At 69.3% G+C, this 23,418-nt stretch carries 26 protein-coding genes; 15 read left to right on the top strand and 11 right to left on the bottom strand.

Annotation, left to right across the window (positions count from 1 at the left end):
- Nucleotides 1-7 precede the first annotated feature (7 nt).
- From NE2_RS29840 to NE2_RS29855, 4 genes are read left to right on the top strand one after another with little or no spacing between them, the layout of a single operon-like run.
- Nucleotides 8-382: an STAS domain-containing protein gene (locus NE2_RS29840; protein ID WP_030518329.1), complete on the top strand. Its 375-nt coding sequence runs from the start codon at nt 8-10 to the stop codon at nt 380-382.
- Nucleotides 382-798, top strand: coding sequence for an ATP-binding protein (locus NE2_RS29845; RefSeq protein WP_372464269.1), 417 nt, complete (start codon nt 382-384; stop codon nt 796-798). The genes NE2_RS29840 and NE2_RS29845 overlap by 1 nt, the downstream gene beginning before the upstream one ends.
- Nucleotides 791-1,423 (top strand): SpoIIE family protein phosphatase, encoded by a 633-nt coding sequence (locus NE2_RS29850; RefSeq protein ID WP_030518327.1) that lies wholly within the window; start codon nt 791-793, stop codon nt 1,421-1,423. Before NE2_RS29845 ends, NE2_RS29850 begins: the two co-directional genes overlap by 8 nt.
- A complete protein-coding gene (locus tag NE2_RS29855) occupies nt 1,413-3,725 on the top strand; it encodes a SpoIIE family protein phosphatase (protein WP_373862291.1) in 2,313 nt (770 codons plus the stop codon). The genes NE2_RS29850 and NE2_RS29855 overlap by 11 nt, the downstream gene beginning before the upstream one ends.
- A gap of 63 nt (nt 3,726-3,788) precedes the next feature.
- On the opposite strand, the gene NE2_RS29860 is transcribed toward NE2_RS29855, so the two are convergent.
- On the bottom strand, nt 3,789-4,682 hold the full coding sequence (locus NE2_RS29860) for a TetR-type transcription factor C-terminal domain-containing protein (protein ID WP_063031536.1): 894 nt from the start codon (nt 4,680-4,682) through the stop codon (nt 3,789-3,791).
- 131 nt (nt 4,683-4,813) lie between these two features.
- Between NE2_RS29860 and NE2_RS29865 the strand changes: the two genes are divergently transcribed.
- From NE2_RS29865 to NE2_RS29880, 4 genes are all read left to right on the top strand, one after another.
- Nucleotides 4,814-6,022 (top strand): acyl-CoA dehydrogenase family protein, encoded by a 1,209-nt coding sequence (locus NE2_RS29865; RefSeq protein ID WP_063031496.1) that lies wholly within the window; start codon nt 4,814-4,816, stop codon nt 6,020-6,022.
- On the top strand, nt 6,019-7,041 hold the full coding sequence (locus tag NE2_RS29870; RefSeq protein ID WP_063031498.1) for a phosphotransferase family protein: 1,023 nt from the start codon (nt 6,019-6,021) through the stop codon (nt 7,039-7,041). The genes NE2_RS29865 and NE2_RS29870 overlap by 4 nt, the downstream gene beginning before the upstream one ends.
- Nucleotides 7,038-7,784 (top strand): SDR family NAD(P)-dependent oxidoreductase, encoded by a 747-nt coding sequence (locus tag NE2_RS29875; RefSeq protein ID WP_030518322.1) that lies wholly within the window; start codon nt 7,038-7,040, stop codon nt 7,782-7,784. Before NE2_RS29870 ends, NE2_RS29875 begins: the two co-directional genes overlap by 4 nt.
- Before the next feature lie 480 nt (nt 7,785-8,264).
- Nucleotides 8,265-8,603: a hypothetical protein gene (locus NE2_RS29880; protein ID WP_063031500.1), complete on the top strand. Its 339-nt coding sequence runs from the start codon at nt 8,265-8,267 to the stop codon at nt 8,601-8,603.
- 4 nt (nt 8,604-8,607) lie between these two features.
- On the opposite strand, the gene NE2_RS29885 is transcribed toward NE2_RS29880, so the two are convergent.
- Together NE2_RS29885 and NE2_RS29890 are read right to left on the bottom strand one after the other, a co-directional pair.
- On the bottom strand, nt 8,608-8,871 hold the full coding sequence (locus NE2_RS29885) for a DUF3618 domain-containing protein (protein ID WP_063031502.1): 264 nt from the start codon (nt 8,869-8,871) through the stop codon (nt 8,608-8,610).
- Nucleotides 8,868-9,281, bottom strand: coding sequence for a phage holin family protein (locus tag NE2_RS29890; RefSeq protein WP_063031504.1), 414 nt, complete (start codon nt 9,279-9,281; stop codon nt 8,868-8,870). Before NE2_RS29890 ends, NE2_RS29885 begins: the two co-directional genes overlap by 4 nt.
- A gap of 266 nt (nt 9,282-9,547) precedes the next feature.
- Here NE2_RS29890 and NE2_RS29895 point away from each other — a divergent pair, with 266 nt between their 5' ends.
- The gene (locus NE2_RS29895; RefSeq protein ID WP_030517651.1) at nt 9,548-9,886 is read left to right on the top strand and encodes an STAS domain-containing protein; all 339 of its coding nucleotides are present in this window, start codon (nt 9,548-9,550) and stop codon (nt 9,884-9,886) included.
- A gap of 72 nt (nt 9,887-9,958) precedes the next feature.
- Here the strand turns inward: NE2_RS29895 and NE2_RS29900 are convergent, their stop codons facing one another.
- Nucleotides 9,959-10,996, bottom strand: a complete 1,038-nt coding sequence (locus NE2_RS29900) for an LLM class F420-dependent oxidoreductase (protein WP_063031505.1) — start codon at nt 10,994-10,996, stop codon at nt 9,959-9,961.
- Between the two features lie 232 nt (nt 10,997-11,228).
- Here NE2_RS29900 and NE2_RS29905 point away from each other — a divergent pair, with 232 nt between their 5' ends.
- Both NE2_RS29905 and NE2_RS29910 read left to right on the top strand, forming a co-directional pair.
- On the top strand, nt 11,229-11,885 hold the full coding sequence (locus tag NE2_RS29905) for a cyclodeaminase/cyclohydrolase family protein (protein WP_030517653.1): 657 nt from the start codon (nt 11,229-11,231) through the stop codon (nt 11,883-11,885).
- 141 nt (nt 11,886-12,026) lie between these two features.
- Nucleotides 12,027-12,767: a L,D-transpeptidase gene (locus NE2_RS29910; protein ID WP_063031507.1), complete on the top strand. Its 741-nt coding sequence runs from the start codon at nt 12,027-12,029 to the stop codon at nt 12,765-12,767.
- Here NE2_RS29910 and NE2_RS29915 read toward each other — a convergent pair whose 3' ends face one another.
- On the bottom strand, nt 12,768-13,616 hold the full coding sequence (locus NE2_RS29915; RefSeq protein ID WP_063031509.1) for a bifunctional 5,10-methylenetetrahydrofolate dehydrogenase/5,10-methenyltetrahydrofolate cyclohydrolase: 849 nt from the start codon (nt 13,614-13,616) through the stop codon (nt 12,768-12,770).
- A 180-nt stretch (nt 13,617-13,796) separates the two neighbouring features.
- Here NE2_RS29915 and NE2_RS29920 point away from each other — a divergent pair, with 180 nt between their 5' ends.
- Nucleotides 13,797-14,669, top strand: a complete 873-nt coding sequence (locus NE2_RS29920) for a YdcF family protein (RefSeq protein WP_063031511.1) — start codon at nt 13,797-13,799, stop codon at nt 14,667-14,669.
- 50 nt (nt 14,670-14,719) lie between these two features.
- Entirely contained in the window at nt 14,720-15,547 is an 828-nt protein-coding gene (locus NE2_RS29925) for a putative protein N(5)-glutamine methyltransferase (RefSeq protein WP_084494422.1), read from the top strand.
- Here NE2_RS29925 and NE2_RS29930 read toward each other — a convergent pair.
- The 3 genes from NE2_RS29930 to NE2_RS29940 form a co-directional block, all read right to left on the bottom strand.
- Nucleotides 15,544-16,050, bottom strand: a complete 507-nt coding sequence (locus tag NE2_RS29930; RefSeq protein WP_063031513.1) for a hypothetical protein — start codon at nt 16,048-16,050, stop codon at nt 15,544-15,546. The genes NE2_RS29925 and NE2_RS29930 overlap by 4 nt on opposite strands.
- Before the next feature lies 1 nt (nt 16,051).
- Nucleotides 16,052-17,236 carry a TFIIB-type zinc ribbon-containing protein gene (locus NE2_RS29935; protein WP_063909521.1) on the bottom strand — a complete coding sequence of 395 codons (1,185 nt, stop codon included), beginning with the start codon at nt 17,234-17,236 and terminating at the stop codon, nt 16,052-16,054.
- A 522-nt stretch (nt 17,237-17,758) separates the two neighbouring features.
- Nucleotides 17,759-18,934: an SPFH domain-containing protein gene (locus NE2_RS29940; RefSeq protein WP_063031514.1), complete on the bottom strand. Its 1,176-nt coding sequence runs from the start codon at nt 18,932-18,934 to the stop codon at nt 17,759-17,761.
- Between the two features lie 83 nt (nt 18,935-19,017).
- Here NE2_RS29940 and NE2_RS29945 point away from each other — a divergent pair, with 83 nt between their 5' ends.
- The gene (locus NE2_RS29945) at nt 19,018-19,533 is read left to right on the top strand and encodes an NUDIX domain-containing protein (protein ID WP_218018689.1); all 516 of its coding nucleotides are present in this window, start codon (nt 19,018-19,020) and stop codon (nt 19,531-19,533) included.
- A 12-nt stretch (nt 19,534-19,545) separates the two neighbouring features.
- Here the strand turns inward: NE2_RS29945 and NE2_RS29950 are convergent, their stop codons facing one another.
- Entirely contained in the window at nt 19,546-20,373 is an 828-nt protein-coding gene (locus NE2_RS29950) for an SDR family NAD(P)-dependent oxidoreductase (protein ID WP_063031518.1), read from the bottom strand.
- Nucleotides 20,374-20,456: 83 nt separating this feature from the next.
- The gene (locus NE2_RS29955) at nt 20,457-22,028 is read right to left on the bottom strand and encodes a succinic semialdehyde dehydrogenase (protein WP_063031520.1); all 1,572 of its coding nucleotides are present in this window, start codon (nt 22,026-22,028) and stop codon (nt 20,457-20,459) included.
- 132 nt (nt 22,029-22,160) lie between these two features.
- On the opposite strand from NE2_RS29955, the gene NE2_RS29960 reads away from it, so the two are divergent.
- Nucleotides 22,161-22,865, top strand: a complete 705-nt coding sequence (locus tag NE2_RS29960) for a TetR/AcrR family transcriptional regulator (protein ID WP_063031522.1) — start codon at nt 22,161-22,163, stop codon at nt 22,863-22,865.
- 19 nt (nt 22,866-22,884) lie between these two features.
- Here NE2_RS29960 and NE2_RS29965 read toward each other — a convergent pair.
- Nucleotides 22,885-23,418, bottom strand: a 534-nt coding sequence (locus NE2_RS29965) for an ATP-binding domain-containing protein (RefSeq protein WP_167356796.1), incomplete at its 5' end; no start/stop codon positions are given.

Below are 23,418 nucleotides of genomic sequence, written 5' to 3' on the forward strand. Positions count from 1 at the left end.
GCGCCTCATGCCGGTACCCATTCTGAAACAGGGCACCTACCTGATCGCGTCCGTGCAATCGGCGCTCACCGACGCCGATACCGAACGCCTGCAGGACGACTTGATGACCTACGTCAGCAAGTACCGTGCCCAGGGAATCATCGTCGACGTCACGGCCATCGACGTCATGGACTCCTTCGCCGCGCGCTCCCTGCGTACCATCGCGCACATGACCAAGCTGCGGGGTGCGGAGACGGTGATCGTCGGTCTGCAGCCCGAAGTGGCGTTCGCGATGGTCCAGCTGGGTCTGACCTTCGAAGGTATGCACACGGCTCTGGACCTCGAGGAGGGGCTGGCCTGGCTCAACAGACAGCTGCCCAACGGCCGGCGAAGCGGTCGGTGATCGTGGCCTCCGACAACGTGGTGATAGCGGTGAAGGTGTCGGGCGACATCGTGACCGCGCGACAGGCAGGGCGGGAGCTGGCTGCCGAGCTGGGTTTCACGTTGACCGACATCACCATGATTTCCACGGCCATCTCCGAAATCGCCCGCAATATCACGAGTTACGCCGGAACCGGTGAGATCCGGGTCGCGGTGCAGGAGCGCGACGGCCGCCGGGCACTGGTCGTGCAGGCCCAGGACCAGGGGCCGGGTATCCGGGACATCCCCCGGGCGCTGGAGGACGGCTACTCCACCGGCCGCGGACTCGGGCTGGGATTACCCGGCGCGCGACGGCTGATGGACGGATTGATCGTGGAGTCGGCGCCCGGACAGGGAACGCTGGTGGAGATGTGGAAGTGGGTACCCACCGGTGCATGAGGACGGATCCGTCGGCACTGTCGAATGGGCGGTGGCGGGCCGCGCACTGCCGGGACAGCGCGTCTCCGGTGATCGGTCGGTGGTACTCGACGCCGGCGACGGTTCGGTGCTGTTCGCTGTGCTCGACGGGCTGGGGCACGGGGCCGCGGCCGCCGACGCCGCCGACCGGGCCGCGCAGGTCCTCGCCGACAATCGCGCCGAACCGCTCGACGTGCTGATGGTGCTGTGTCATCGCGCGATGGCCGACACCCGGGGTGCGGCGGTCTCGCTGGTGCTGTTCACCGGCGACGACGAACTGCAGTGGCTCGGGGTCGGCAACGTCGAATCCCGGGTGGTCGCCATCGGGCCCGGCAAACCCGCGGTGCGGGCGACGGCGCTGCTGACCGGGGGCATCGTCGGCTATCTGCTGCCGCCGAATCTGCAAACCCAGACCGTGGCGATCCGGCCCGGCGATGTGCTGGTGATGTCGACCGACGGCATCGTCAGCGATTTCGTCGACACCCTGGATCTGGCGCGGCCGACCACAGATATCGCCGACGACATCCTGCGCCATCACGTCAAGGACACCGACGACGCGCTGGTCCTGGCCGCGCGCCACCGCGGTCCGATCGCGGGTGCGTCGTGAGCCGGCCGAGCCGGCCGACGAGCGCACCACGGGTGTGGCCATGAGCGCGGTGCTGGCCGCATTCCGCGAGGCGTATGCGAATGCGCTTCGGCTGCACATGGATTCACCCACCCAGAACACCCTCGCCGAAGGGTACGAACTCGGCCGGCGCGCGCTCGTCGAGGGCGTGAGCATTCTGGATCTGACCGAGCACCACTTCCGGTTGCTCGACGAACAAGGTCTGATCGCCGGTCCCGCGGCGCAGCACCTCGACGGTGATGCCGCCCAGCGCGCGCAGGCGGCGCTGGAATTCCTGCTGCAAACTCTCGCCGCCCTCGACGTCGCCACCCGCGGCTTTCTCGACAGCACCCGCAGCTACGAATTGCAGCGGTTGCGGGCCGAGGACCTCGAGGGCCGCGACGCCTTCCGCACCGCACTGGTGGAGTCGCTGCAGGACGGCTTCTTCGTCGCCGCCGACGACGGAACCATCACCGAGGTCAATTCGGCCTTCGGCGCGCTGACCGGATACGGTCCCGACTCCGCCCCCTATCCGCTGCCGCATCCGTGGACCGACGACGATTCCGCGGCGGACCCTCCCGCGCTGGGCACCGCGGCCGCGCGCTTCGTGATGCCGGCACGCCACCGCGACGGGCGGCGAGTGTGGCTGGCGGTCAGCACCAACTCGTTGCGCAATCCGGAAGACGACGAGCGACTCTTCGTGGGCACCATCCGCGATGTGACCGCCGAGCACGACGCACAGGCCCGCGACCAGGCGGTCTCGCGGCTGGCCACCGCCGTCGGCGCCGCCACCACGGTCGCCGAGGTGCTGTCGGTGGGTCTCGAGGAACTGCGCCGGGCCATCGGCGCGGAGACCGCCGTGGTGTCGATGTGGGCGAATCGCCAGACCGCGCCGGAGTTGTATGTCTCGGGCCCGGTGGCCGGCGGCGACGCCGTCTCCCGGCAGGTGATCGACGCGCGGGCGCGGGCGCTGCTGGACCGGACCCGGATGCGGCCGCATCGCGCCATGTTCGCCATCCCCGAGGGCGCGGCGAGTTCCGAGGGCATCGTGGCGCCGCTGGGCGAAACCGGCGACGCCGCACTGTGGGTGCGCTTCGCCGCGCCGCGGGCGATCAGTTCCGGTGACTGGGCGCTGTTCTCACTGCTCGTCGGCCATCTCAGCCTGGCGGTGCAGCGCGCTCGCAACTTCGATCAAGCGCGCTCGACCTCGCTGACGCTGCAGCGCGCCATGCTGGGTCCGATCGAACTGCCACCCGGTTTCGCGGTGCACTACGAACCGGCGCTGCCCCCGCTCGAGATCGGCGGCGACTGGTACGACGTGGTGCAGTTGCGCGACGGTACTTTGGGAATCGTGGTCGGCGACTGCGTCGGCCGCGGCCTGTCCGCGGCGGTGGTGATGGGCCAATTGCGCACCGCCGCACAGACTTTGCTGCTGCGCGGCGCCGGGCCCGCTCAGTTGCTGGCCGAACTGGACGCGGTGGCGGCCCGCATCCCCGGCGCCATGTGCACGACGGTCTGCGCCGCCATCCTCGACCCGGTGCGCGGGCTGGTTCGGTACTCCAGCGCCGGGCATATGCCGCCCGTGCTGGCGGCGCCCGGGCACACCGGCCGGCTGCTCGAAGGCGGCCGCGCGGTACCGCTGGCCACCTTCGACATCCCGAACCGGCCCGAGGCGACGACCGCGCTCGAACCCGGCTCGACGCTGGTGTTGTTCACCGACGGCTTGGTCGAGCAGCGCGGCATCGACATCGACATCCGGTTCGACCAGATCGCCGACGAATTGTCCGGCGTCGCATCGCAACTGCCGCGCGAGGTGGCCGACGCGGTGCTGTCGCGGCTGCGCCCCGACGCGGGCTACGACGACGATATCGCGATGGTGGTCTACCGCCAGCCGCCGCGGCCACTGCACCTGGACATACCCGCCGAACCCGCACGGCTCTCGGGTGTGCGCCGCGCGCTGACGTCGTGGCTGTCCGCGGCCGCCGTCGGTCACGACCTCGCGGCCGATCTGGTCGCCGCCGCCAACGAGGCCTGCACGAACAGCATCGAGCACGCCTATCCCCCGGGCACCTCCGGCCACGTGATACTCACCGCCGCCCATGTGCGCGGCGCGGTTTGCCTCGAGATCGTCGATTCCGGGGCGTGGCGGCCGCAGCCCGAGGATCCGGGCACCCGCGGACGCGGCCTGTCGATGATGCGCGCTCTCGCCGACGACGTGGAGATCGAGCAGACCGAGTCGGGCACGCGAGTGCGGTTGACCGCGAAATTGCCCCTGGTGACGTTCTCGGCGGCGAGCAGGGTCTGAGCAGGGCGGTCCGCGGGCACCGACCGTGGCCGAGCCGCCCCGCGTCGTCCCTTCGGTGGCCGATCACCCTATGGCCCGCATCGCGTTCCGCGTCTCGATACCGAGCAGGCCGAGGGCGAAATCCGCGTACTCGGTGGCGATCTGCTCGGGAGTGGCGGGCCCTTCGAGCCGGAACCATTGCGGCAGTGACGTACACATCGTGGCGATGGCGCGCCCGGCCACACGCGCGTGGGCGGCGGTCAGGTTCGCCTCCGCCAGCGCGGTATCGATGTCCTCGTCGAGGCGATACTGAATCTCGTTGCGGGAGGCGGCGATTCGACGGCGATTGTCCGGTGTGAGACTGCGCATCTCGCTGGCGCCGATGAAGGCCAGCTCGCGGCGATGGGTGTGGAACAGGGCGAGAGCCTCGACCACGCGGATCAGCCGCTCGCGGCCACCGATCGCCTCGCCGCGCGCCGCCCGTGTGCGCCAATGCAATTCGTCCATGGTGAGGTCGAGGGCGCGGACGAGAAGTTCTTGCTTGTCCCGGTAGTGGTGATAGACGCCGGGAACACTCATCCCGGCGCGGTGGGCGATCGACCGCATGGTCGCGCCGTGATATCCGGTCTCGACGAAGGAATCGATCGCGGCGGCCAAGACGGGATCGATGTCCAGCGGCGGGAACTCGCGCCAGGCGCGGGCCGCATCCGTTTCGGAAACGCCGGCCGTGCGTGCGCGCGGGCGAGGCGGCGGCGCGGGAGATTCGCCGATCAGCCACGCGACGGTGGTGTCGAGCGCCGCGGCCAAGGCGCGCAGCCGGGCGATCGAGACGCCCGTCTTGTCGTTCTCGATGGCGCTGAGCGTGGCCGGACTGACGCCGATCCGTTCCGCTGTCGCGCGCAACGAGAGCCCGGCAGCGGTTCTCGCCTGCCGCACCCGGCTGCCCACACCCTGTCGATCCTGCTCGGCACTATCCATGATGTTCAGGATACCTGAACACAGCGAGCTGGCGTAGAACACCGAATTGACAGGCTTTATTGTGTCATGCGAGCCTGCATGACAGGTGATTGCCGAGCGATCGTTCGGCAACTGAGATCGAGGAGTGGACCGTGGCGATCGAGCTGTCCCTGCCGCCCGAGGTACACGAGCTGGCCGAACGTACCCGTGCCTTCATCCGCGACCGGGTGCTGCCACTCGAGGATGCGCACGACGGCGACATCACCGCCGCCGGTGGCGACACCTTCCGCGTCGAACTACAGAAAGCCGCCCGCGAGGCGGGTGTATTCGCGCCGCACGCGCCGATCGAATACGGCGGCCACGGCCTCGGGATGTCGAACCGCGCACCCGTCTTCGAGGAGGCCGGCTATTCGCTGTTCGGCCCCACGGCGCTGAATATCGCCGCGCCCGACGAGGGCAATGTGCACATGCTCGCGCATATCGCGAACCCCGAGCAGAAGCAGCAGTACCTCGCGCCCCTCGCGCACGGCGACGTGCGCTCCGCCTTCGCGATGACCGAACCGGCGCCGGGCGCGGGCTCCGATCCGTCCGCGCTGGCCACCCGCGCGGTGCGCGCCGACGGCGGATGGCGGATCAACGGCCGCAAATGGTTCATCACCGGCGCCGACGGCGCGGGCTTCTTCATCATCATGGCCCGCACCTCGGGAGAGCCGGGCCGGCGCGGCGGCGCGACCATGTTCCTGGCGCCGGCCGAGACTCCCGGCATCCGGGTCGGACGCCATCTCGACACACTGGATCGCTCGATGGTCGGCGGGCACTGCGAGGTGTTCTTCGAGGATCTTCTGGTTCCCGATGAGGCCGTCCTCGGCGAGGTCGACCGCGGCTTCGAATACGCCCAGGTTCGCCTCGGCCCGGCCCGCATGACGCATGTGATGCGCTGGCTCGGCGCCGCCCGCCGCGGACACGACGTCGCGGTAGCGCACGTGGCGCGGCGCGAGGGCTTCGGCTCGCGACTGGGCGATCTCGGCATGGTGCAGAAGATGATCGCCGACAACGAGATCGATATCGCCGCCACCCGCGCACTGCTCACCCGCGCGTGCTGGGAACTCGACCGCGGCGAACCGGCCGCCAACGCCACCTCGATCGCGAAAACCTTTGCGGCGGAGGCCATTTTCCGGATCGTCGACCGCAGTATGCAGATGTGCGGCGGTCTCGGTGTGTCCGGTGATCTCCCGCTGGCGCGGCTCTCGCGTGAGGTGCGCCCTTTCCGCATCTACGATGGACCGTCCGAGGTCCACCGGTGGGCGATCGCCAAACGTGCGGTCGGCGCCGCGAAGCGGGCATTGCGAGCAGCCGAATGAGCCTGCCCGGAATGGATGTCGCCGCGCTCGAGCGGTTCCTGCGCGAGCAGGGCGTCGACGTGCGCGGTGAGCTGCGTGTGGAGCTGATCAGTGGCGGCCGTTCGAATCTGACCTTCGCCGCCGCCGACGAGGCTTCGCGGTGGGTGGTGCGCCGCCCGCCGGTCGCGGGCCTCACCCCGTCCGCGCACGATATGGCCCGCGAGTTCACGGTGACCCACGCCCTGCGCGAATCGGCTGTGCCCGTGGCGAAGACGGTCGCCTTCGACGCCGACGGCACTGCACTCGGCGCGCCCATGACCGTCGTGGAATTCGTCGACGGCACCGTCATCCGCGATCAGGACGATCTCGCCGCCCTCACCGACACCCAGATCGATACCGCCGTCGATGAGCTGGTGCGAGTACTGGCCGAACTGCACGCCGTGGATCCGAACGCGGTCGGACTCGAGAAGTTCGGTCGCCCGGACGGATTCGTCACCCGGCAGGTGAATCTGTGGGCGTCGCAGTGGGAACGGGTGAAGACCCGCGAACTTCCCGACGTCGCGGCCCTGCACACCGCGCTGGCCGAGGCGGTGCCCGACCGGTCGGCGGCGTCGATCGTGCACGGCGACTTCCGCATCGACAACACCATTCTCGATGCGCGCGATCCCGGGCGGGTCCGCGCCGTCGTCGACTGGGAGCTGTCCACCCTCGGCGATCCACTGACCGATGTGGCGTTGATGTGCGTGTACCGGGCGCCGATCTTCGATCTGGTGCTCGGTTCGCCGGCCGCGTGGACCAGCGACCGTATGCCCAGCGCCGACGATCTCGCCCAGGCCTATGCTCTCGCGTCGGGCCGAGATCTCGGGGACTGGGGCTTCTATCTCGCCCTGGCCAATTTCAAGCTCGGCGTCATCGGCGAAGGCATCACCCACCGCGCGCTGCGGGGCTCGGACGCCGGCTCCGCCGCCGAACGCGCGGCCGAGGCGACACCGGAATTCATGGCCGCCGGCCTGCGCGCACTGAAAGGAGTCCGGAAGTGACCGGAAATCGGAAGTCCGCCCTGATCAGCGGGGCGTCCCGCGGAATCGGGCTCGGCATCGCGAACAGGCTTGCCGAACAGGGCTATTCGCTCACCGTCACCGCCCGTGACGCCGCCCGCCTCGACGAGGTCGCCGCGCAGCTGCGGGCGGCCGGCGCCACCGACGTCGTCGCCGTGGCCGCCGATATGTCCGACACCGACGGCGTCGAGCGGGTGCTGGCCGAGCATGCGAACCGATTCGGCACCCTGTCGGCGCTGATTCTCAACGCGGGGGTCGGCACCGCCGGTCCGGTCGCCGACACGTCCATGCGGCGCTTCGACAAAACTCTCGCGGTCAATCTGCGTGCGCCGCTGCAACTCATCCAGGGCGCGTTGCCGATGCTGCGCGCCGCCGCCGCGGCCGCGCCCGACCGCGGCGCGAAAGTGATTGCGCTGTCGTCGATCACGGGTGTCTACGCCGAAGCCGGACTCGCCGTCTACGGCGCGGCCAAGGCGGCACTCATCTCGCTGATCGCCACCCTCAACGCCGAGGAGTCGGGTAACGGCATCAGCGCGACCACCCTCGCCCCCGGCTATGTCGACACCGATATGAGCGCGTGGATCCACGACCGCATCCCGCCCGAGCAGATGCTCGCCGTCAGCGACATCGTCGAAATGGTCGATGCCCTGCTGCGGTTGTCGTCGCGAGCGGTGGTCCCGAACATCGTTCTGTCCCGCGCGGGCACCGACGCCTACCGCGCATAGCGACCTCGCTGCCGCCGGATTCCGGTCCGGCGGCAGAATCCGAGCTGGATCGTTCCGGATTCACCTCGCTAGTTCGCCGAGAATTAGCTATGGCCGCCTTCGCGCATCCCGACATTCCGGCGAGCAACGCGCCGACGATCGCCCTCGGAAGCGGGTACTCACTTCGGCTCGGAGCCGGACATGATGCGGCGATGTAAATGACCTCATCGCCCCTCCCGCGGGAACACGACAGACATCAAGATCATCCGAAAACCCGCGACGACGTCGTCGAATCCCCCGTCGCACCCAGCAAACAACACCGGACGAGCGCGCCTGTCAACCCCTGGACACGGGTTTGCCCGCCTCAGCGATCGGGAAATACCTTCTGAGTTTGCTAGTTATTCGCGGGTCTGTCCGCGAGAGGTACAGCGGCGGAACGAACCGGCGTGCGGGCACCAGGTCGCCGGTATTCCGATTGCGGACGACGCGAGGAGGACTGCCATGAGTTTTCGAGCCCTCGGCTTTCTGCGCACGGAGATGTCACATCTGCACCAGGAGTGGGATGCGGCGCAGATCCGTTGTCTGGCAAGACGTCTGGGTTACACACTGTCGGAAACGGCTGCCTTCGGCGATCGCACCGACAATCCGGTGCAGTTCCTGATCGGCGCGGCGATCACCCACGATGCCGAAGCGGTGATCGTGCCCAGTCTCGAGCACTTTCCCGACGGCATCGTGCCCGCCGAACTCGTCCAGGTCACCGATGTGATCACCGTCAGGCCCGAGCGCACCTACGCGCGCCGGCCTCTCGGTGAGCCGCGCGGCGCCGGCGATGCGAACTGACTCCTCACGACCGCTTGCGCCGCACCAGCCAGATCGCGGCCACCGCACCCGCCGCCGTAACGCCGATCGCCGGTAGCGGGATCTGCTTGACGACCTGCGCGGCCCGGTCCGCATTGTCCTGAGCGGACCGGGCACCGCGGTGCAGCCGCTCGCGGGTGCGACCGGGTACGTCGAGCTTGTCGCTCAGCGCCTGCACCGTTCGGCCCAGTTCCTCGCGCGTCAGATCCCGGTCGTAACGCAACGCTTCCGGATCGGAAGGGATGTTCATCGCCGAGTCCTCTCCTTGATGACGGCAACATCTTCCCGGACATTCGCGGCGGCATCCTCCGGTATCGGCGGACTCCCCTTGCGGATGCTCGTCCGCCCGAGGAGACCGAGGACGCCGGCGACCACGGCCAGCGCGCCGGCCACGATCAACGCGGCCGCCCACGCGGGCAACACCAGCGCCAGACCCATGATCGCCGCCGCGACCAGCACGCCGATTACCGCCAGCCCCAGCACGGCGGCGGCACCGACGAGTCCGGCGCCGGCTCCCAGCCGTTTGGCCTTGCCCTGGGCCTCGACAACGGCGAGTTTCGCCTCCTCACGGACCAGCCGGCTCAGTTGCTCCGTGGTGGTGCCGACCAATTCGGCCACCGACGCCGTCTCCGGCGCTCGGCCGTTCTCGATATGCGCCATGACCAACCACTCCTCCGGGCGCCGATCGAATCGGGCGACCTCGCCCCGCCCGCGAGCGAACCGCCTCTCCGGTTGTGCTCGCGATACCCGGGAAATCGGCGACGACACCTCCGCCGGCGCACAGGCGCGGGATTCCGCGCGCGTCGCGCTGTTAACTCCTTGCGCCGGAAAGCAATTGCCCGGCTGGAGAGAGCCTCGGGTACCCAGCAGGTAGATTGACAACCGTGACCAACACTTCCGGAGACGCGTATCCCCTCGCCGACGCGATGACCACCTCGGTCAGCGTGCACGACGATGCGACCGTGCTCACGGTGGCCGGCGAGGTCGACCTGGCGACCGCTCCCGCACTGGAGAGTGCGATCGAGGCGACCCTCGGCGGTAAACCCGCGGCGCTGATCATCGACCTGTTGCAGGTGAGTTTCCTGGCCTCGGCCGGTATGGCCGCGCTGGTGGCCGCTCATCAGCGGGCCGGCTCCGCGACGAGCATCGTCCTGGTCGCCGAGGGACCGGCCACCAGCAGACAGCTCAAACTGACCAATCTCGATCAGGTATTCGCCCTGCACCCCACCCTCGACGCCGCGCTCGCGGCGCTCCACCAGGGCTGAGACGAAGACCGAGTGCACAGGGACTGAGCGGCCAGGGCCGGCAGCCCGGAAGCGGACTGCCGACCATGCCGGTCAGACCAGCTCGCGCAGCTGTTCGATCAGCTTCACCCGTTCCGGCGCGGTCGCGGCGAGCGGAACCACGTTCAGCACCGTGACCCCGGCCTCCCGGAACGCCGCCACCCGCTCCTTGACGAAGCCCGCCGAACCGATCAGCGAGATGTCGCGCACCAGATCGTCGGGCACGACCTTGGCGGCCTCGTCCTTCTTACCGGCCAGATACAGCTCCTGGATGCGGTCGGCCTCGGCGCCGTAACCGTACTGAGTGGCCAGCGAGTGGTAGAAGTTCTTGCTCTTGGCGCCCATACCGCCGATGTAGAGCGCCAGATGCGGTTTGACGAACTCCCGCAGCGGCTCCACGTTGTCGCCGATCGCCAGCGCCGGTCCGGCATAGACGTCGAGGTCGCCGAGTTCCGGATCGCGTCTCGCCTTTCCGGCGGCCAGCGCCTCACCCCACACGTCGCCGGCCTTCTCCGGCAGGAAGAAAATCGGCTGCCAGCCCTCGGCCAGTTCGGCGGCCAACTGCACGTTCTTCGGGCCGAGCGCGGCCAGCAGCACCGGGATGCGATCGCGCACCGGGTGGTTGATCAGCTTCAGCGGCTTGCCCAGTCCGGTGCCGCGTTCGGCGGGCAGCGGGATCGTGTAGTACCTGCCCTGGTATTCCAGGCGTTCGCGCCGCCACACCTTGCGGCAGATCTCCACGACCTCGCGGGTGCGGCCGATCGGCGCGTCGTAGGGCACACCGTGGAACCCCTCGATGACCTGCGGTCCCGAGGCGCCCAGACCGAGGACATAGCGGCCGTCGGAGACGTAGTCCAGACCCGCCGCGGTCATCGCGGTGAGCGTGGGCGTGCGGGTGTAGAGCTGCAGAATGCCCGAGGCCAGCTGCACCCGCTCGGTCTTGGCCGCCAGATATCCCAATCCACTCACCGCGTCGTAGGAGTAGGCCTCGGGCACGAAGACGATGTCCAGGCCGGCCCGTTCCAGATCGGCGACCTCGGCCGCGACCTCTTTGAAGCCCCCCGCATAGTTGATGCCCAACCCGATTCGCATCGTATGCAACTCCGTTCATATGCAACCAGTTGCAGTGAGATTAACGCACTGCACCACCCGTCACAAACCGCGATCCGCCATCGCGGCCGGGGTGGCCTCGGGTCCCATCCTGCACACCGCCCGCGCGCCGTCCGCGACAGGGCGGTGCGGCCCGATCGATGATCGGGCGCGCGGCCCGGTACGGTTATCGGCGTACCGCACGCCGATTCCTCGAAACGGGAGGCCCCGCAGCATGTCTCAGGACACCGCATCGTCGCCGGACACCACGACGTTCGGAGAGTCGACGATCGGCCGCTACCTGGACGATCTCGCCGCCAAGATCCCCGCGCCCGGCGGCGGTGCGGTCGCGGCGCTGCACGCCGCCCAGGGAGCCGCCCTGGTGGCGATGGTGGCCCGCTACACCACCCGCGCCAAGGACGCCGACAACCGCCCGGCGATCGATCGGATCATCGCGGCGGCCGACGCCGCTCGTGAGCGCGCGCTGGCCCTGGCCGACGCCGACGCCACCGCCTTCACCGCGGTCGGCGCCGCCTACAAGCTGCCCAAGGACACCGACGAGCAGGTCGCGGCCCGCAAGGAGGCGATCGCCTCGGCACTGCTGCAGGCCGCGCGGGTGCCCGCCGCGGTGGTCACCGAAGCCGACGAGGTGCTCTCGCTGGCCGCGGATCTGCTGCCGATCGGCAATCCGAACGTGGTCACCGACATCGGCGCCGCCGCCGACGCCGCACGGGCCGCGGCCGCCAGTTCACAGTTGAATATCGCCATCAACGTCGGCTCGCTCGGCGACCACGAGGCCGAGGAGTTCGCGCCCGCGCTGCAGCGCATCGAGGAGATCTTCGCTCGTGCGGATGCACTGCACACGGACGTTCTCGCTGCCGTCGTCGGCTGATCGCATTACCACACCCCTCGGCTAAACCTCGGTTTGCCACACCGTAACTGTCGTTACGAAGCGAAAACTATTCCGGCGACCATGATCATCCGGAACTAGGATCGAGGTCCTGATCCACACACCACCTGAGGGGGTGGAGCCATGAGGAATATGATGCGTCATGTATTCCTGGCGACAGTCATAGCAGTACTGGCCGCAGTCACCACGGGCACAGCGGCAGCGGTGCTGGTGACACCGCAGACCACATCCGTGGCCTCGATTTCACCGAGCAACGGCGCCGTCGTCGGAATCGCTCATCCGGTCACCGTCCGGTTCACCGCACCCGTCACCGATCGCGCCCGCGCCGAACGATCCGTGCACGTCGGCGCCCAGGCCGGGACGTTCGCCTGGGCCAACGACAAGGAACTGGTCTGGAACTCCACCGGATACCTGCCGGCCGATGCGCGATTCACCGTGACCGCTGGCGATGCTCGATCCGAATTCCGGACCGACGGCGGGACCAGTGCCGATGCCGACATGTCGGCGCATACGTTCACCGTATTCATTCCCGGGCAGGCGCCACGGGTCATGCCCGCCTCGATGGGTAAGCCCGGACGTGAGACTCCGGTGGGCACCTTCCCCGTGATGGAGAAGGACCGCACCATCATCTTCGACTCGCGCACCATCGGTATTCCGCTCGACGATCCGGAGGGCTACTACCTGACCGGCGAGTTCGCCGAACGGCTCACCTCGGGCGGCGTCTTCGTGCATTCGGCGCCCTGGTCGGTCGGGCAGCAGGGTAATTCGAATGTCAGCCACGGCTGCATCAACCTGGCCCCCGCCGATGCCGAGTGGTACTACGACAACGTGAGTGTGGGCGATCCGGTGACCACCCACTGGTGATCAGCGTGCCGCTTCGGCCGCCTCCACCACGTGCCGCATCAGCAGCGCGGTGGTGACGGGTCCGACACCGCCGGGAACCGGACTCAGTGCGGCCGCCCGGCCCTCGACCGAAGCGGCGTCCACATCGCCGACGATGCCACCGTCGGGACCCTCGTTGGTACCCACGTCGATGACCACCGCGCCCTCGCGCACATGGTCGCCACCGATCAGCCCGGCCCGCCCGGCCGCCGCGACCACGATGTCGGCGGCCGAGGTGACCGCCGGCAGGTCCGTGGTGCGCGAATGGCACACCGTCACCGTCGCATTCTCGGCCAGCAGCAGCTGTGCCAGAGGTTTGCCCACCACGTTCGACCGGCCGACGACCGCGACGTGCCGACCCGCCAGCGCGATCTCGTGATGTTTGGCCAGCTCCACCACCGCCTGTGAGGTGGCGGGCGGGAATCCGGGCAGTCCGGCGGCGAGCAGTCCCAGCGACAGCGGGCTGACGCCGTCGACATCCTTGGCCGCGGCGATGGCCGCGCTGACGTCGTTGAGTTCCACGCCCGCGGGCAGCGGCGTCTGCAGCATCACCGCGTGCACCGCCGGGTCCTCGCTGAGCTTCGCCAGCGCCTCGCGAATCTCCGCGGCACTCGCCTGCGCGCCGAGATCAGTTGTCTCGCAATCGATTCCGAGGCGACCGGCCGCGCGCTGCAACGAATTGACATACCACCCGCTGGCCGGATCGTCGTTGGCCACCACCAGCACCAGGCGCGGGGCGGCCCCGGATTCGGCCAGTGCGGCAGCGCGGTTCTTCGTCTCGGCGTTGAGGTCGGCGGCGAGTTGTTTGCCGGTCAGCGAAATGGTGTCCACCCGGCCACCTTATCGGTCCGCGCACCAGCGCCGACGCCCGCGGCTACCTCAGCGAATGCGGACTCGAGCGGGGGTAAATCCGCGGCCCTCACCGATTCGGCCCGTATGGTGGGCACGGCTGTGCCAATGCCCCACCCCACCCACGCGGGATCCCGCTCGCCCGGAAAGGTGTCGACTGCAGTGAACATCGCCAGACATGTCAAACATCTTCTCGTCGCGGCCTCGGCGGCCGCGCTGCTGGCCGGACCACTCATCACGACGGCCACGGCCGCCGACGGACCGGCGCCGCTGTACAACTCGGCTCAGGAGAACTTCGTCAACGGCAACGACGCCGCGGGTCTGGCAGACCTGCGCTCGCTGCTGGACGACACACCCGACGACGCGCAGGCGCTGGCCCTGCAGGGTATCTGGTCGGACTACACCGGCGATCTGCTCACTCGCGAAGCTGCGTTCAACCGGCTTGCGGCCATCGACCCCGGCATGGCCCAGGGGGCCCGCAATCTCATCGGTGCCATCGGCGCGGCCGTCGGCACCCTGCCCAATCCGCTGCCCGCGCTGGTAGGCCCGCAGACCGGCATCGTGGTGCTCGGCTACGGGCTGCTGCCCGACGGCAGCCTGCGCCCGGAACTGGTCAACCGGCTCACCGCCGCGTGGTTGCAGGCGATCGCGGCGCCGATGTCGCCGATCGTGGTGACCGGCGGCAACCCGCAGAACGGAGTACCCGAAGCCGCAGCGATGGCGGGCTGGCTGATCGGCCACGGCATTCCGGCCTCGCGGGTGCTGGTCGAGGACCGCGCCAATTCGACCGTGCAGAACGCGCTGTTCAGCACCCGGATGCTTCAGGACGCCGGTGCGACCAGCGCGGTCGTGGTGACCTCACCGAATCACATCCGCCGCGCGGTGGCCGATTTCATCGTCGCCGGCACCCGCGTGGTCGGGGCGATGACCTCGCTGGATCAGCTGGTGTCGCAACTGCCGCCGCCGAGCAAGGCCGCCCAGCGCGGCATCTATCTCGACGCGACCCGCACCTTCCTGCTGCCGTCGGCCCGCTAGCCGGCGCGGGCGCGGAAAAATACGGTTGACGCCGTGCCGACAATGGTGAGGTGATCGACCTCGAAGCCGACGATCCCGACACCGACGCGGTCGTGGCGGCCCTGCGCCGCGCCGGATGCGTCTTCGCCGAGGAGGAAGCGGCCCTGCTCCGGCAGGCCGCCGCCTCCCCCGGCGAGCTCTCCGCGCTCGTCGCACGGCGCGTCGACGGCATACCGCTCGAATACCTGGTGGGCTGGGCCGACTTCCGCGGCGTGCGGGTGGCGCTCGACCCCGGCGTCTTCGTGCCGCGGCAACGCACCGCGTTCCTGATCGACGAGGCTCTCGAGCGCACCGCCGCCCGGCCGGGCGATCGGCGCACCGTGGTCGACATGTGTTGCGGCTCCGGCGCGTTGGGCCTGGCGGCGACGACCGCGTTGCGCGACGGCGGAGTGGACGTCGAACTGGTCGCAGCCGACATCGACACCGCCGCGGTGGCGTGCGCGCGACGCAATCTGGAACCGCTGGGCGCGCAAGTCTTTCAGGGCGACCTGTTCGCCGCCCTGCCCGGCGAACTGATCGGACGTGTGGATCTGCTCCTGGCCAACACCCCGTATGTGCCGACCGCGATGATCGCACAGATGCCGCCGGAAGCCCGCGACCACGAACCCCGCACCGCCCTCGACGGCGGCGCCGACGGACTCGACGTGCTGCGCCGCGTGGCCGATGCCGCCGGGCGGTGGCTGACGGTCGGCGGCTGGGTACTGGTCGAGATCGGCACCGCCCAGATCGACACCGCCACAGCGATCGTCGCGGCCACCGGACTGCGCCCCGCGATCGCGGAATCGTCCGACTACGGCGCGACGGTGGTGTGCGGAACCAGGACGAGCGCCGGGAGCTAGCTGCCGATGCCGCGGCGAAAGTCGTCGGCCGTGCGCAACCGCTCCCGCACCCCCGCCAGGTCGGCCTCGAGTGCGCGAAGATCCGGTTGTGTTGCCGCCGTGGCATAGTCGGCGACTCCCGCCTCGACCGCCGCGACCGCGCGCTCGGCCTGTGCCAGCTGTGCCGTCCGCGCGTCGGGACGCAGCATCGAGATCGCGACCAGGTGGTCGTCGAGAGCCAGTGCCGACTGTTCCAGATCCGCGCGCAGAGTCACCGTTGCCGCCGTGTCGTAGGCCGTCACCGCGCGCAACGCCGTCATCGCATCGCGCAGGCGGCGGTGCAGGCGAGCCTCGGGGTCGTGGGAACGCGCCCAGGCGGTCGGCGCGCGGGTGGCCGTACCCGGGACCACCTGGTTCTCGGCGGCGATGCGGCGGCGCTGATGGGCCAGGGCCACCGCCCCGATCGCGACGATCCCGCCCACGGTCACCACGAGGGCGAGCACGAGCAGTAGCAGCACGAACATGTCATCTCCCGTGGTGGACGACGGTGGTGTGGCCGGTGCTGTGATGGTGGGTTCCGCCGCCGTGCCACATCGACAGCGCGACCACCGCGCCGATGATCAGCAGGGTGACGACCGTGACGAAGGCGGCGAGTTTGACCTTGCTCCACGGCCGCTGCCCGACGACCTCACCGGTCAGGCCGTTGATGTAGACCCGGAACGGGGTGTTCGCGTAGACCACGGTCAACAGCCAGATCGGCAGCAGAATGTGCTTGTACGCCAGCGAGTTCCAGGTCGAGCGCAGGTCGTGGATATGCTGGCGGTCGCCGCCGATATCCTCGCGCACCGTCTGCTCGATGACCTGTTCCATCCGCGTCCGGGCGACCGGGAACATCTCCTCGGCGTCGCGATCGTAGGTGCGGGCCAGATGGCCGGCGACGTACTCGGGCGAATAACCGGTGGCCTCCGCGACCGGCCACGGTTCGAGTTCGGCGACGCGGGCGCTGTCGTCGATGTCGTTGGCGAGGATCGGCAGATCGTCGAAGCGGTTGCCGACCTCGCCCATCGCCGGATACCAGCGAATTTCGGTGCGGCTCTTCAGTTCCCCGTCGTCCCAGTACCGTTCCGTGTACTCCTCGCCGCGTTCGCCGCGATACCACGTGTGCACGTCGGCGTCGTAGGTGAAGTAGGCGTGGTAGACGCTCGCCAGCGAACCGAGCCGCTTGTACTTCTTGAACGCGGTCGGCGCGAACCACCGTCCCGCGACCCACTTCTCGACGCGTTCGCGCGCCGCCTTCTCGTCGATGCGGAACGGGACCACACCGTCCACCGGCAGCCGGGCCGGAGCGTTGTGCACGTCGTCGCGCTGGATCGGCGTGGTGCAGTAGGGACAGCGCGTCGCGGTCAGACTGCCGACGAATGTGGTTGTGCCACCGCAATTCTGACACTTCACCTCGCGATCGCCGGTGACCTGCGGGCCGGCGGTCACGGCCTGCAGCGCGCGCAACTCCCCCATCGCCTGCCGCAGATCACGCGCGACGACCGGTGCCCGCGGTGCCGACAGCGGCGAGTAGTTACCGCAACTGGGACACCGCAACTGCTGCGAGGCGATGTCGAACACCAGCTGGCCACCGCACGCCGTACAGGGGTAGGTACGCGTCAGTTCGGTCCGGTGCAGCGTGGCCGGATCTGCGGAACCCTGCGGGGCCATAGGAGGTGGCGACCCATCCTCGAAACCGCCGGGTACGTCGTTCCCGCGAACGAGCGGCGTCGGGCCGGATAGCGGCGTGGCAGACGGCGGACCGAGGGCCGTTGCACCAGGTGTCGAGCCGAGCGGTGGCATAGCAGGCGGCGCACCGAACGGCGTCGTGGCCGCCGGCGGGTAGTTCGCGGGCGGATAGAGCGCCGGGCCGCCGCCAACTCCCGGCCCGCGATTCACAACCGGCGGCCCGGAACGACCGGCGACCGGGGCAGGATATTCCGCGCCGACGCCCACAGGTGGCGGTGTCGTGCCGTCCTGCATGCGGTAGCCACCGCCTGGCATGGGCGGCGGCATCGGTGACGGGGTCATCCCTTCCGCCTCGCGATAACCACCCGGCGCGGGCGGCCGCAGCGGAGGCGGGGTCATGCCGTCGGATTCGCCGTAGCCGTCGCGGAGCGGTGGCGGTATCGGCGACGAGTTCGGTTGTGGGTGTGAGTCGTTCATCGATCCCCCCGTTCAGCTGAGGTGGGGCTAGCCGGCGGGAGGCGGCGGGGGCGGGGTGCCGGGCAGCGGCGGCGGACCACCGAACAACGACTGCAGCGCGGGGACGGTCGAGGCCGCGGCCCACGCGGACATGCCGGTGGTCCAGACGTTCGTCTGCGGTGTGAGGCGCCCGGCGGCGACGAACTGGCGCAGCTGATCCACCGGGAACGGACCCGCCGCCTGCCCGTCCAGGTCGATGTGGAACTGCTGCTGCACCGGAAGCGGCGGCGGCTGCTGTCCATAGCCTGGCTGGGCGGAGCCGTTGGCGGCGGGCTGGGCGAAGGCGCCCTGCATCGCGCCCGCCATCTGCCCGCCCAGGGCCACGCCCATTCCGGCCTGCATCGCCGCGCCCATCGCCCCGCCGCCGGGATTCTGCGCGGCGGCGAGCATCGCGTCGGCCGCCTGGACCTGCTGATACCGGTTCGGATCGCGCACGTTGTCGGCGAAACCGCTGGCCTCGACACCGCGGGCCACACCGCGGGTCATCGCCCGCTGGATCTCCTCCGGCAGCGAGATCGTCATGGTGACCGCGTCGACACCCAGTCCGAACGACGCCACCCGCTGGGCCACGAATTCGCGCAGCTTGTCGGACAATTCGACCTGACGCCCCTGCAGATCGATCGCGCCGAGTCCGGTGGCGAGCACCATGTCGGAGAAGGCGAGCGCGACGGTCCGCCGCAGCAGATCGGTGATCTGCTCCATGTCGACCACGCTCTCGGTGCCGATCACCTGGCGCAGGAAGACGGCCGGGTCGACCACCTTCACGATGGTGGTGCCGTTGGCGCGGACCTGCACCATGCGGAAGTCGGGATCACGGACGGTGACCGGTTGCGGTGTGCCCCAGCGGAAATCGGTGACGGGCCTGGTGTTGACGAAGTACACCTCCGACCGGAACGGGCTGTTGAACCCGTGCTTCCACCCCTGCAAGGTGGACATGATCGGCATGTTCTCCGTGGTCAGCGCGTAATGGCCGGGCTCGTAGCGGTCGGCGAGCTGCCCCCGGTAGACGAAGACGGCCTGCTGGCCCTCCCGCACGATCAGTTCGGCGCCGTTCTTGATCTCGTTGTCGTAACGCGGGAACCGCCACGCCAGCGTGGAATTCGTATCGTCGAGCCATTCGATGATGTCGACGAATTCGCCACGGATCTTGTCCATCAGGCCCATGCGTACTTCCGTCCTCCCTCGGCGCATTCCGCCGCGCAGAGTATGGCACAAACGGATTCGCTTCGGCCGCTAGCATGGGCGTTGTGGAGCAGCGATACGCGCGCAGGTCGGGACGGGTGATCCTCGCGGACGCCGACGACCGGATTCTGCTCATCGCCTATCGCGGCACGCTGGATCCGCTGTACTGGATCACGCCTGGCGGCGGCATCGACGCGGCGGAATCGCCGGCCGAGGCGGCGGCGCGGGAACTGGGTGAGGAGACCGGATTGCGAATCAGCGCAGCCGATCTCGGGCCGCAGGTGGCGGTGGCCGCCGGGCATCTGGACATCCCGGGATGGCTGTCGGGTTTGTTCCGTGAGGACTATTTCTTCTACCGGCTGCCCACCAGCGGCACGGATCCGGACACGAGCGGGCTGCTGAGCTACGAAAGCACCGCCATCGACGAATTCCGCTGGTGGAGTGTCGGCGAGCTCGCGAGCACCGACCAGCAGGTGTATCCGCTGGGTCTCGCCGGGCTCCTCGGCGAGCTGCTGGCGGGGCGGATTCCGCCGGAGCCGGTCACGCTGCCGTGGCGTGACCGGCGCGACGAAGCCTCGTGAATCGGCCGCGTCTCAGGGCTTGCGACCGGTGAATTCGTCCATCGAGTGGTAGACGCCCACCTTGTTCAGGTAGAAGTCGCGCACCTTCAGCGGCAGCAGACCGGAGATGGCACGGTTGAGCCGCGAGGTCCACGGCAGCACCACCAGCGCCGCACCGTTCTTCATCTCCCGCCACGCGGTGTCGACGACCTCTTCCTGCTCCAGGATCGGCGTGAACCAGAAACCCTTGGCGCCGTCGAACATTCCGGTGTTGATGTAGGTCGGGCACACCGTGGTGACCTTCACGTGCTCGTTGCCGGACTGCTCGAGTTCCAGGCGCACCGAATCCGACCAGCCCAGCGCCGCCCACTTGGACGCGGCGTAGACACTCATGCGCGGATTGGACACCAGCGCCGCCGAGGAGGCGATGTTCAACACCCGCGCCGGGGTTTTGCGCTGCACCATCGCGGGCAGGAATTCCAGCGCGATGTACATCGGCGCCAGCGAATTGATCGCCATCGTCTTGTCGATGTCGGCGCGGTTCTCGGTTTCCCAGAAGTAGCCGTTGCCGCGCACGATGCCGGCGTTGTTGACCAGCACGTCGATATCGCCGACTTCCGAGCGCACCGCCGCCGCGGCGTCGATGATCGACTGCTGGTCGGAGACGTCGACCACGTAGTGGTGCACCCGGCTCACCGATCCGGAGGACAGTTCGGCCGCGGTTTGCTTCAGCGCGGTCTCGTTGACATCCCACAGCACCACGTCGGCGGCCTGTTCGCGCACCGCGCGCTGGGCGAAGGATTTGCCCAGGCCCATCGCCGCGCCGGTGATCAGTACCCGCTTGCCCGCGACCGTATCCATATCCGTTCCTCTTCCTGCGTACCCGAGTCCCTCGTGCCCGAAGTCCCCTGTGCCCGACGTCCTCTGCGCCCGAGCGGGCGAGATCATTTCTGCCGCAACGCCTTCATCACGCCGAAGTAGAGCGTCATGGTCTTCGCCCACAGTGCTTCCGACATGCCCGGCAGCGGCGCGAGCGGCAGCGCGCGCTGGACCGCGATGGTCTGGGTGTCGACGTATTTGAGCAGCCCCTCGGGACCGTGGCGGCGGCCGCTGCCCGAGATGCCGAGCCCGCCGGAGGGGGCCGCGACACTGCCCCACGCGGCGATGAAGCCCTCGTTCACGTTGACCGATCCGGCGTGAATGCGGGCCGCGATCTCGCGCGCGCGTCCGGTATCGCGGCTCCACACACTGGCATTGAGGCCGTAAGCGGTGTCATTGGCCTGGTCGACGGCCTCGTCGTCGCTGTGCACGCGGTAGATCGAGACGACCGGGCCGAAGGTCTCCTCGCGGTAGACCGTCATACCCGGGCGCACCCCGGCCAGCACCGTCGGCTCGTAGAAGTACGGGCCGAGGTCCGGGCGCGCGCGGCCGCCGGCCAGCACGGTCGCGCCCTTGGCGACGGCGTCCTGCACGTGTTCGGTGACCGTGTCGAGCTGGCGCGCGAAGGTCAGCGACCCCATCTCGTAGGAGTAGTCCAGCGCCGAGCCCAGCCGCAAAGACTTTGTGGCGGAGGTGAATTCGCTGACGAACCGGTCGTAGACACGGTCGTGCACATAGATGCGCTCGATGGATTCGCACAGCTGCCCGGCCGAGGCGAAACAGGCGCGCACCGCGATCTTGGCGGCCGCGCTCACATCGGCGTCGGCGAGCACCAGCAGCGGGTTCTTGCCGCCCAGTTCGAGCGAGTAGCCGATCAGCCGCTCCCCCGCCTGCCGCGCGATGGTGCGGCCGGTGGCACTGGAACCGGTGTAGTCGACGTAGTCCGCGCGCGCGATCACCTCGCCGCCGATCACCGAGCCGCGGCCGAGCACCGCCTGCCACAGGCCCGCGGGCAGTCCGGCGCGTTCGGCGGCGTCGATCGCCCACAGGGCGGTGAGCGCGGTCTGGTTGTCCGGTCGCGCGACGACCGCGTTACCGGCCATCAGCGCGGGCAGCGCGTCGGAGGCGGCCAGGGCCAGCGGGTAGTTCCACGGCGAGATCACCGCGACCACGCCCTTGGGCCGGTTGCGGACCTCGACCTTGGTCAGCACCGGCAGCACACCGCGCGGGGTGCGCGAGGCCAGCAGCCGTTCGGCCGCGGCGGCGTAGTAGCGGGCGTTGACCGCCACGTCACCCACCTCGTCGAAGGCGTGCACGCGGGACTTGCCGGCCTCGGTCTGGACGATGTCGAGGATGGTGTCCTGTTCGGCCAGGACCAGGTCGTGGAACCGGCGCAGCACCGCGGCGCGTTCGCGCACCGGAACCCGCGCCCACTGCTGCTGGGCGCTGCGGGCGGTCGCGAAGGCGGCGTCGATATCGGCGGTGGACGACTGCGGCAGATCGGCGATCTTCGCGCCGGTGGCCGGGGCGAAGACCGCCACCGAGGGGGCGCCACCCGCGGTGGCGTGCGCGAGCAGGCGGTTCACCAGGTCCTGCGGCAGGGCCGGGGCGGCGGCGAGGTCTGGGGCGGTCGTCATTGTCGGCCCTCTCGGTCGGCAGATGCCCAACAATTTGTTGAACACCAGTGTTATATTAACACCGATGTTAGATTAATGGGGCGATGCCGGGCCATGTCAAGTCCGGACGACCGATCAGGGAGGTACCACGGGATGCCGCAGGACGGGGTGGTCACCACTCACAACGGCGCCGCTCGCCGGGGCCGGCCGCCACAGACGCGCGCGCAGGCCGACGAGGTCCGCTCCCGCATCGTCACCGCCACCGCCGCGGTGTTCACCGACTTCGGTTCGCGCGGACTGAGTGTCGCGCGGATCATCGACCAGGCCGGAATCTCGCGGCCCACCTTCTACCGCTATTTCGCCAACGCCACCGCCCCGCTCGATGTGGTACTCACGCAATCCAACGAGGGCCTCGTGGGTGGCATCCGCAAGGCGTTGGAAGAGTCCGACGAGCCGGTGGCGCTCGGCATCGGCATCATCGACGCGTACCTGGACTGGGCCCGCGGGCACGGGCCGATGCTGCGGCCGGTGTTCGCGGAACTGCACGATCCGGCCTCACCGGTCTCGGCGTACCGGGAGCAGGCCTTCGACGACATCCGCGCGCTGGTGCGGGAGAAGTTCGCGGTGCTGGGCCGGCAACTGCCGGCGCCGCTGGACCTCGACACCGCGCTGCAGGTCTGCGCATTCGTGGTCTATCAGGTGTCGCTGGCCACCGCGCCGGGCGCGGACCCGGATCCCGATGCGGTCGCCGAGGCCCGGCTGACGATGATTCGCACGGTTCTGGTCACCCTGGGGCGGCGCGAGGATGTCGAACTCGCCCTGACGATTCCGGGGATCTTCCTCCCCGTGCAGGGCTGACACCGGCAGGAGACCCGGATCAGCCGCGCAACCCGCTCGCCCGCAGCACCCGCCGCGAGATCCCGGCCTCCAGTGCCTCCGCCGTACCGATGATGCGCACCCGCTGCCGGGCGCGAGTGATCGCGGTATAGAGCAGTTCACGGGTCAGCAGCGTCGACTCCGGGCCCGGCAGCACGATCGTCACCGCACCGTACTGACTGCCCTGGCTGCGGTGGATGGTCATCGCGTACACCGTGGTCACGCCCGGGAATTGGGTGGGATGCACCAGATACGGTTCGCTGCCGCGCTGCAGCGCGGCGCGCAGGCCACCGTCGGCGGACCGCACGATGACACCGGTGTCGCCGTTGTAGATGCGGGCCTCGTGGTCGTTGGCGGTCACCAGCAGGGGTTGGCCGGGAAACCATTGTCCGGCAGCGGATTCCGTCCCGATTCCGGCCGCGGCGACCCAGCCGCCGGCCATCCGGTCCCATCGTTCGACACCGAACGGCCCCTGCCGGTGCGCGCACAGCAGGCGGTGCGATTCCATCGCCTGCAGCGCGGCCGCGGCGTCGCC

Origin of the sequence: Nocardia elegans NBRC 108235 (assembly GCF_001612845.1) — a bacterium.
Lineage (GTDB): Bacteria > Actinomycetota > Actinomycetes > Mycobacteriales > Mycobacteriaceae > Nocardia > Nocardia nova.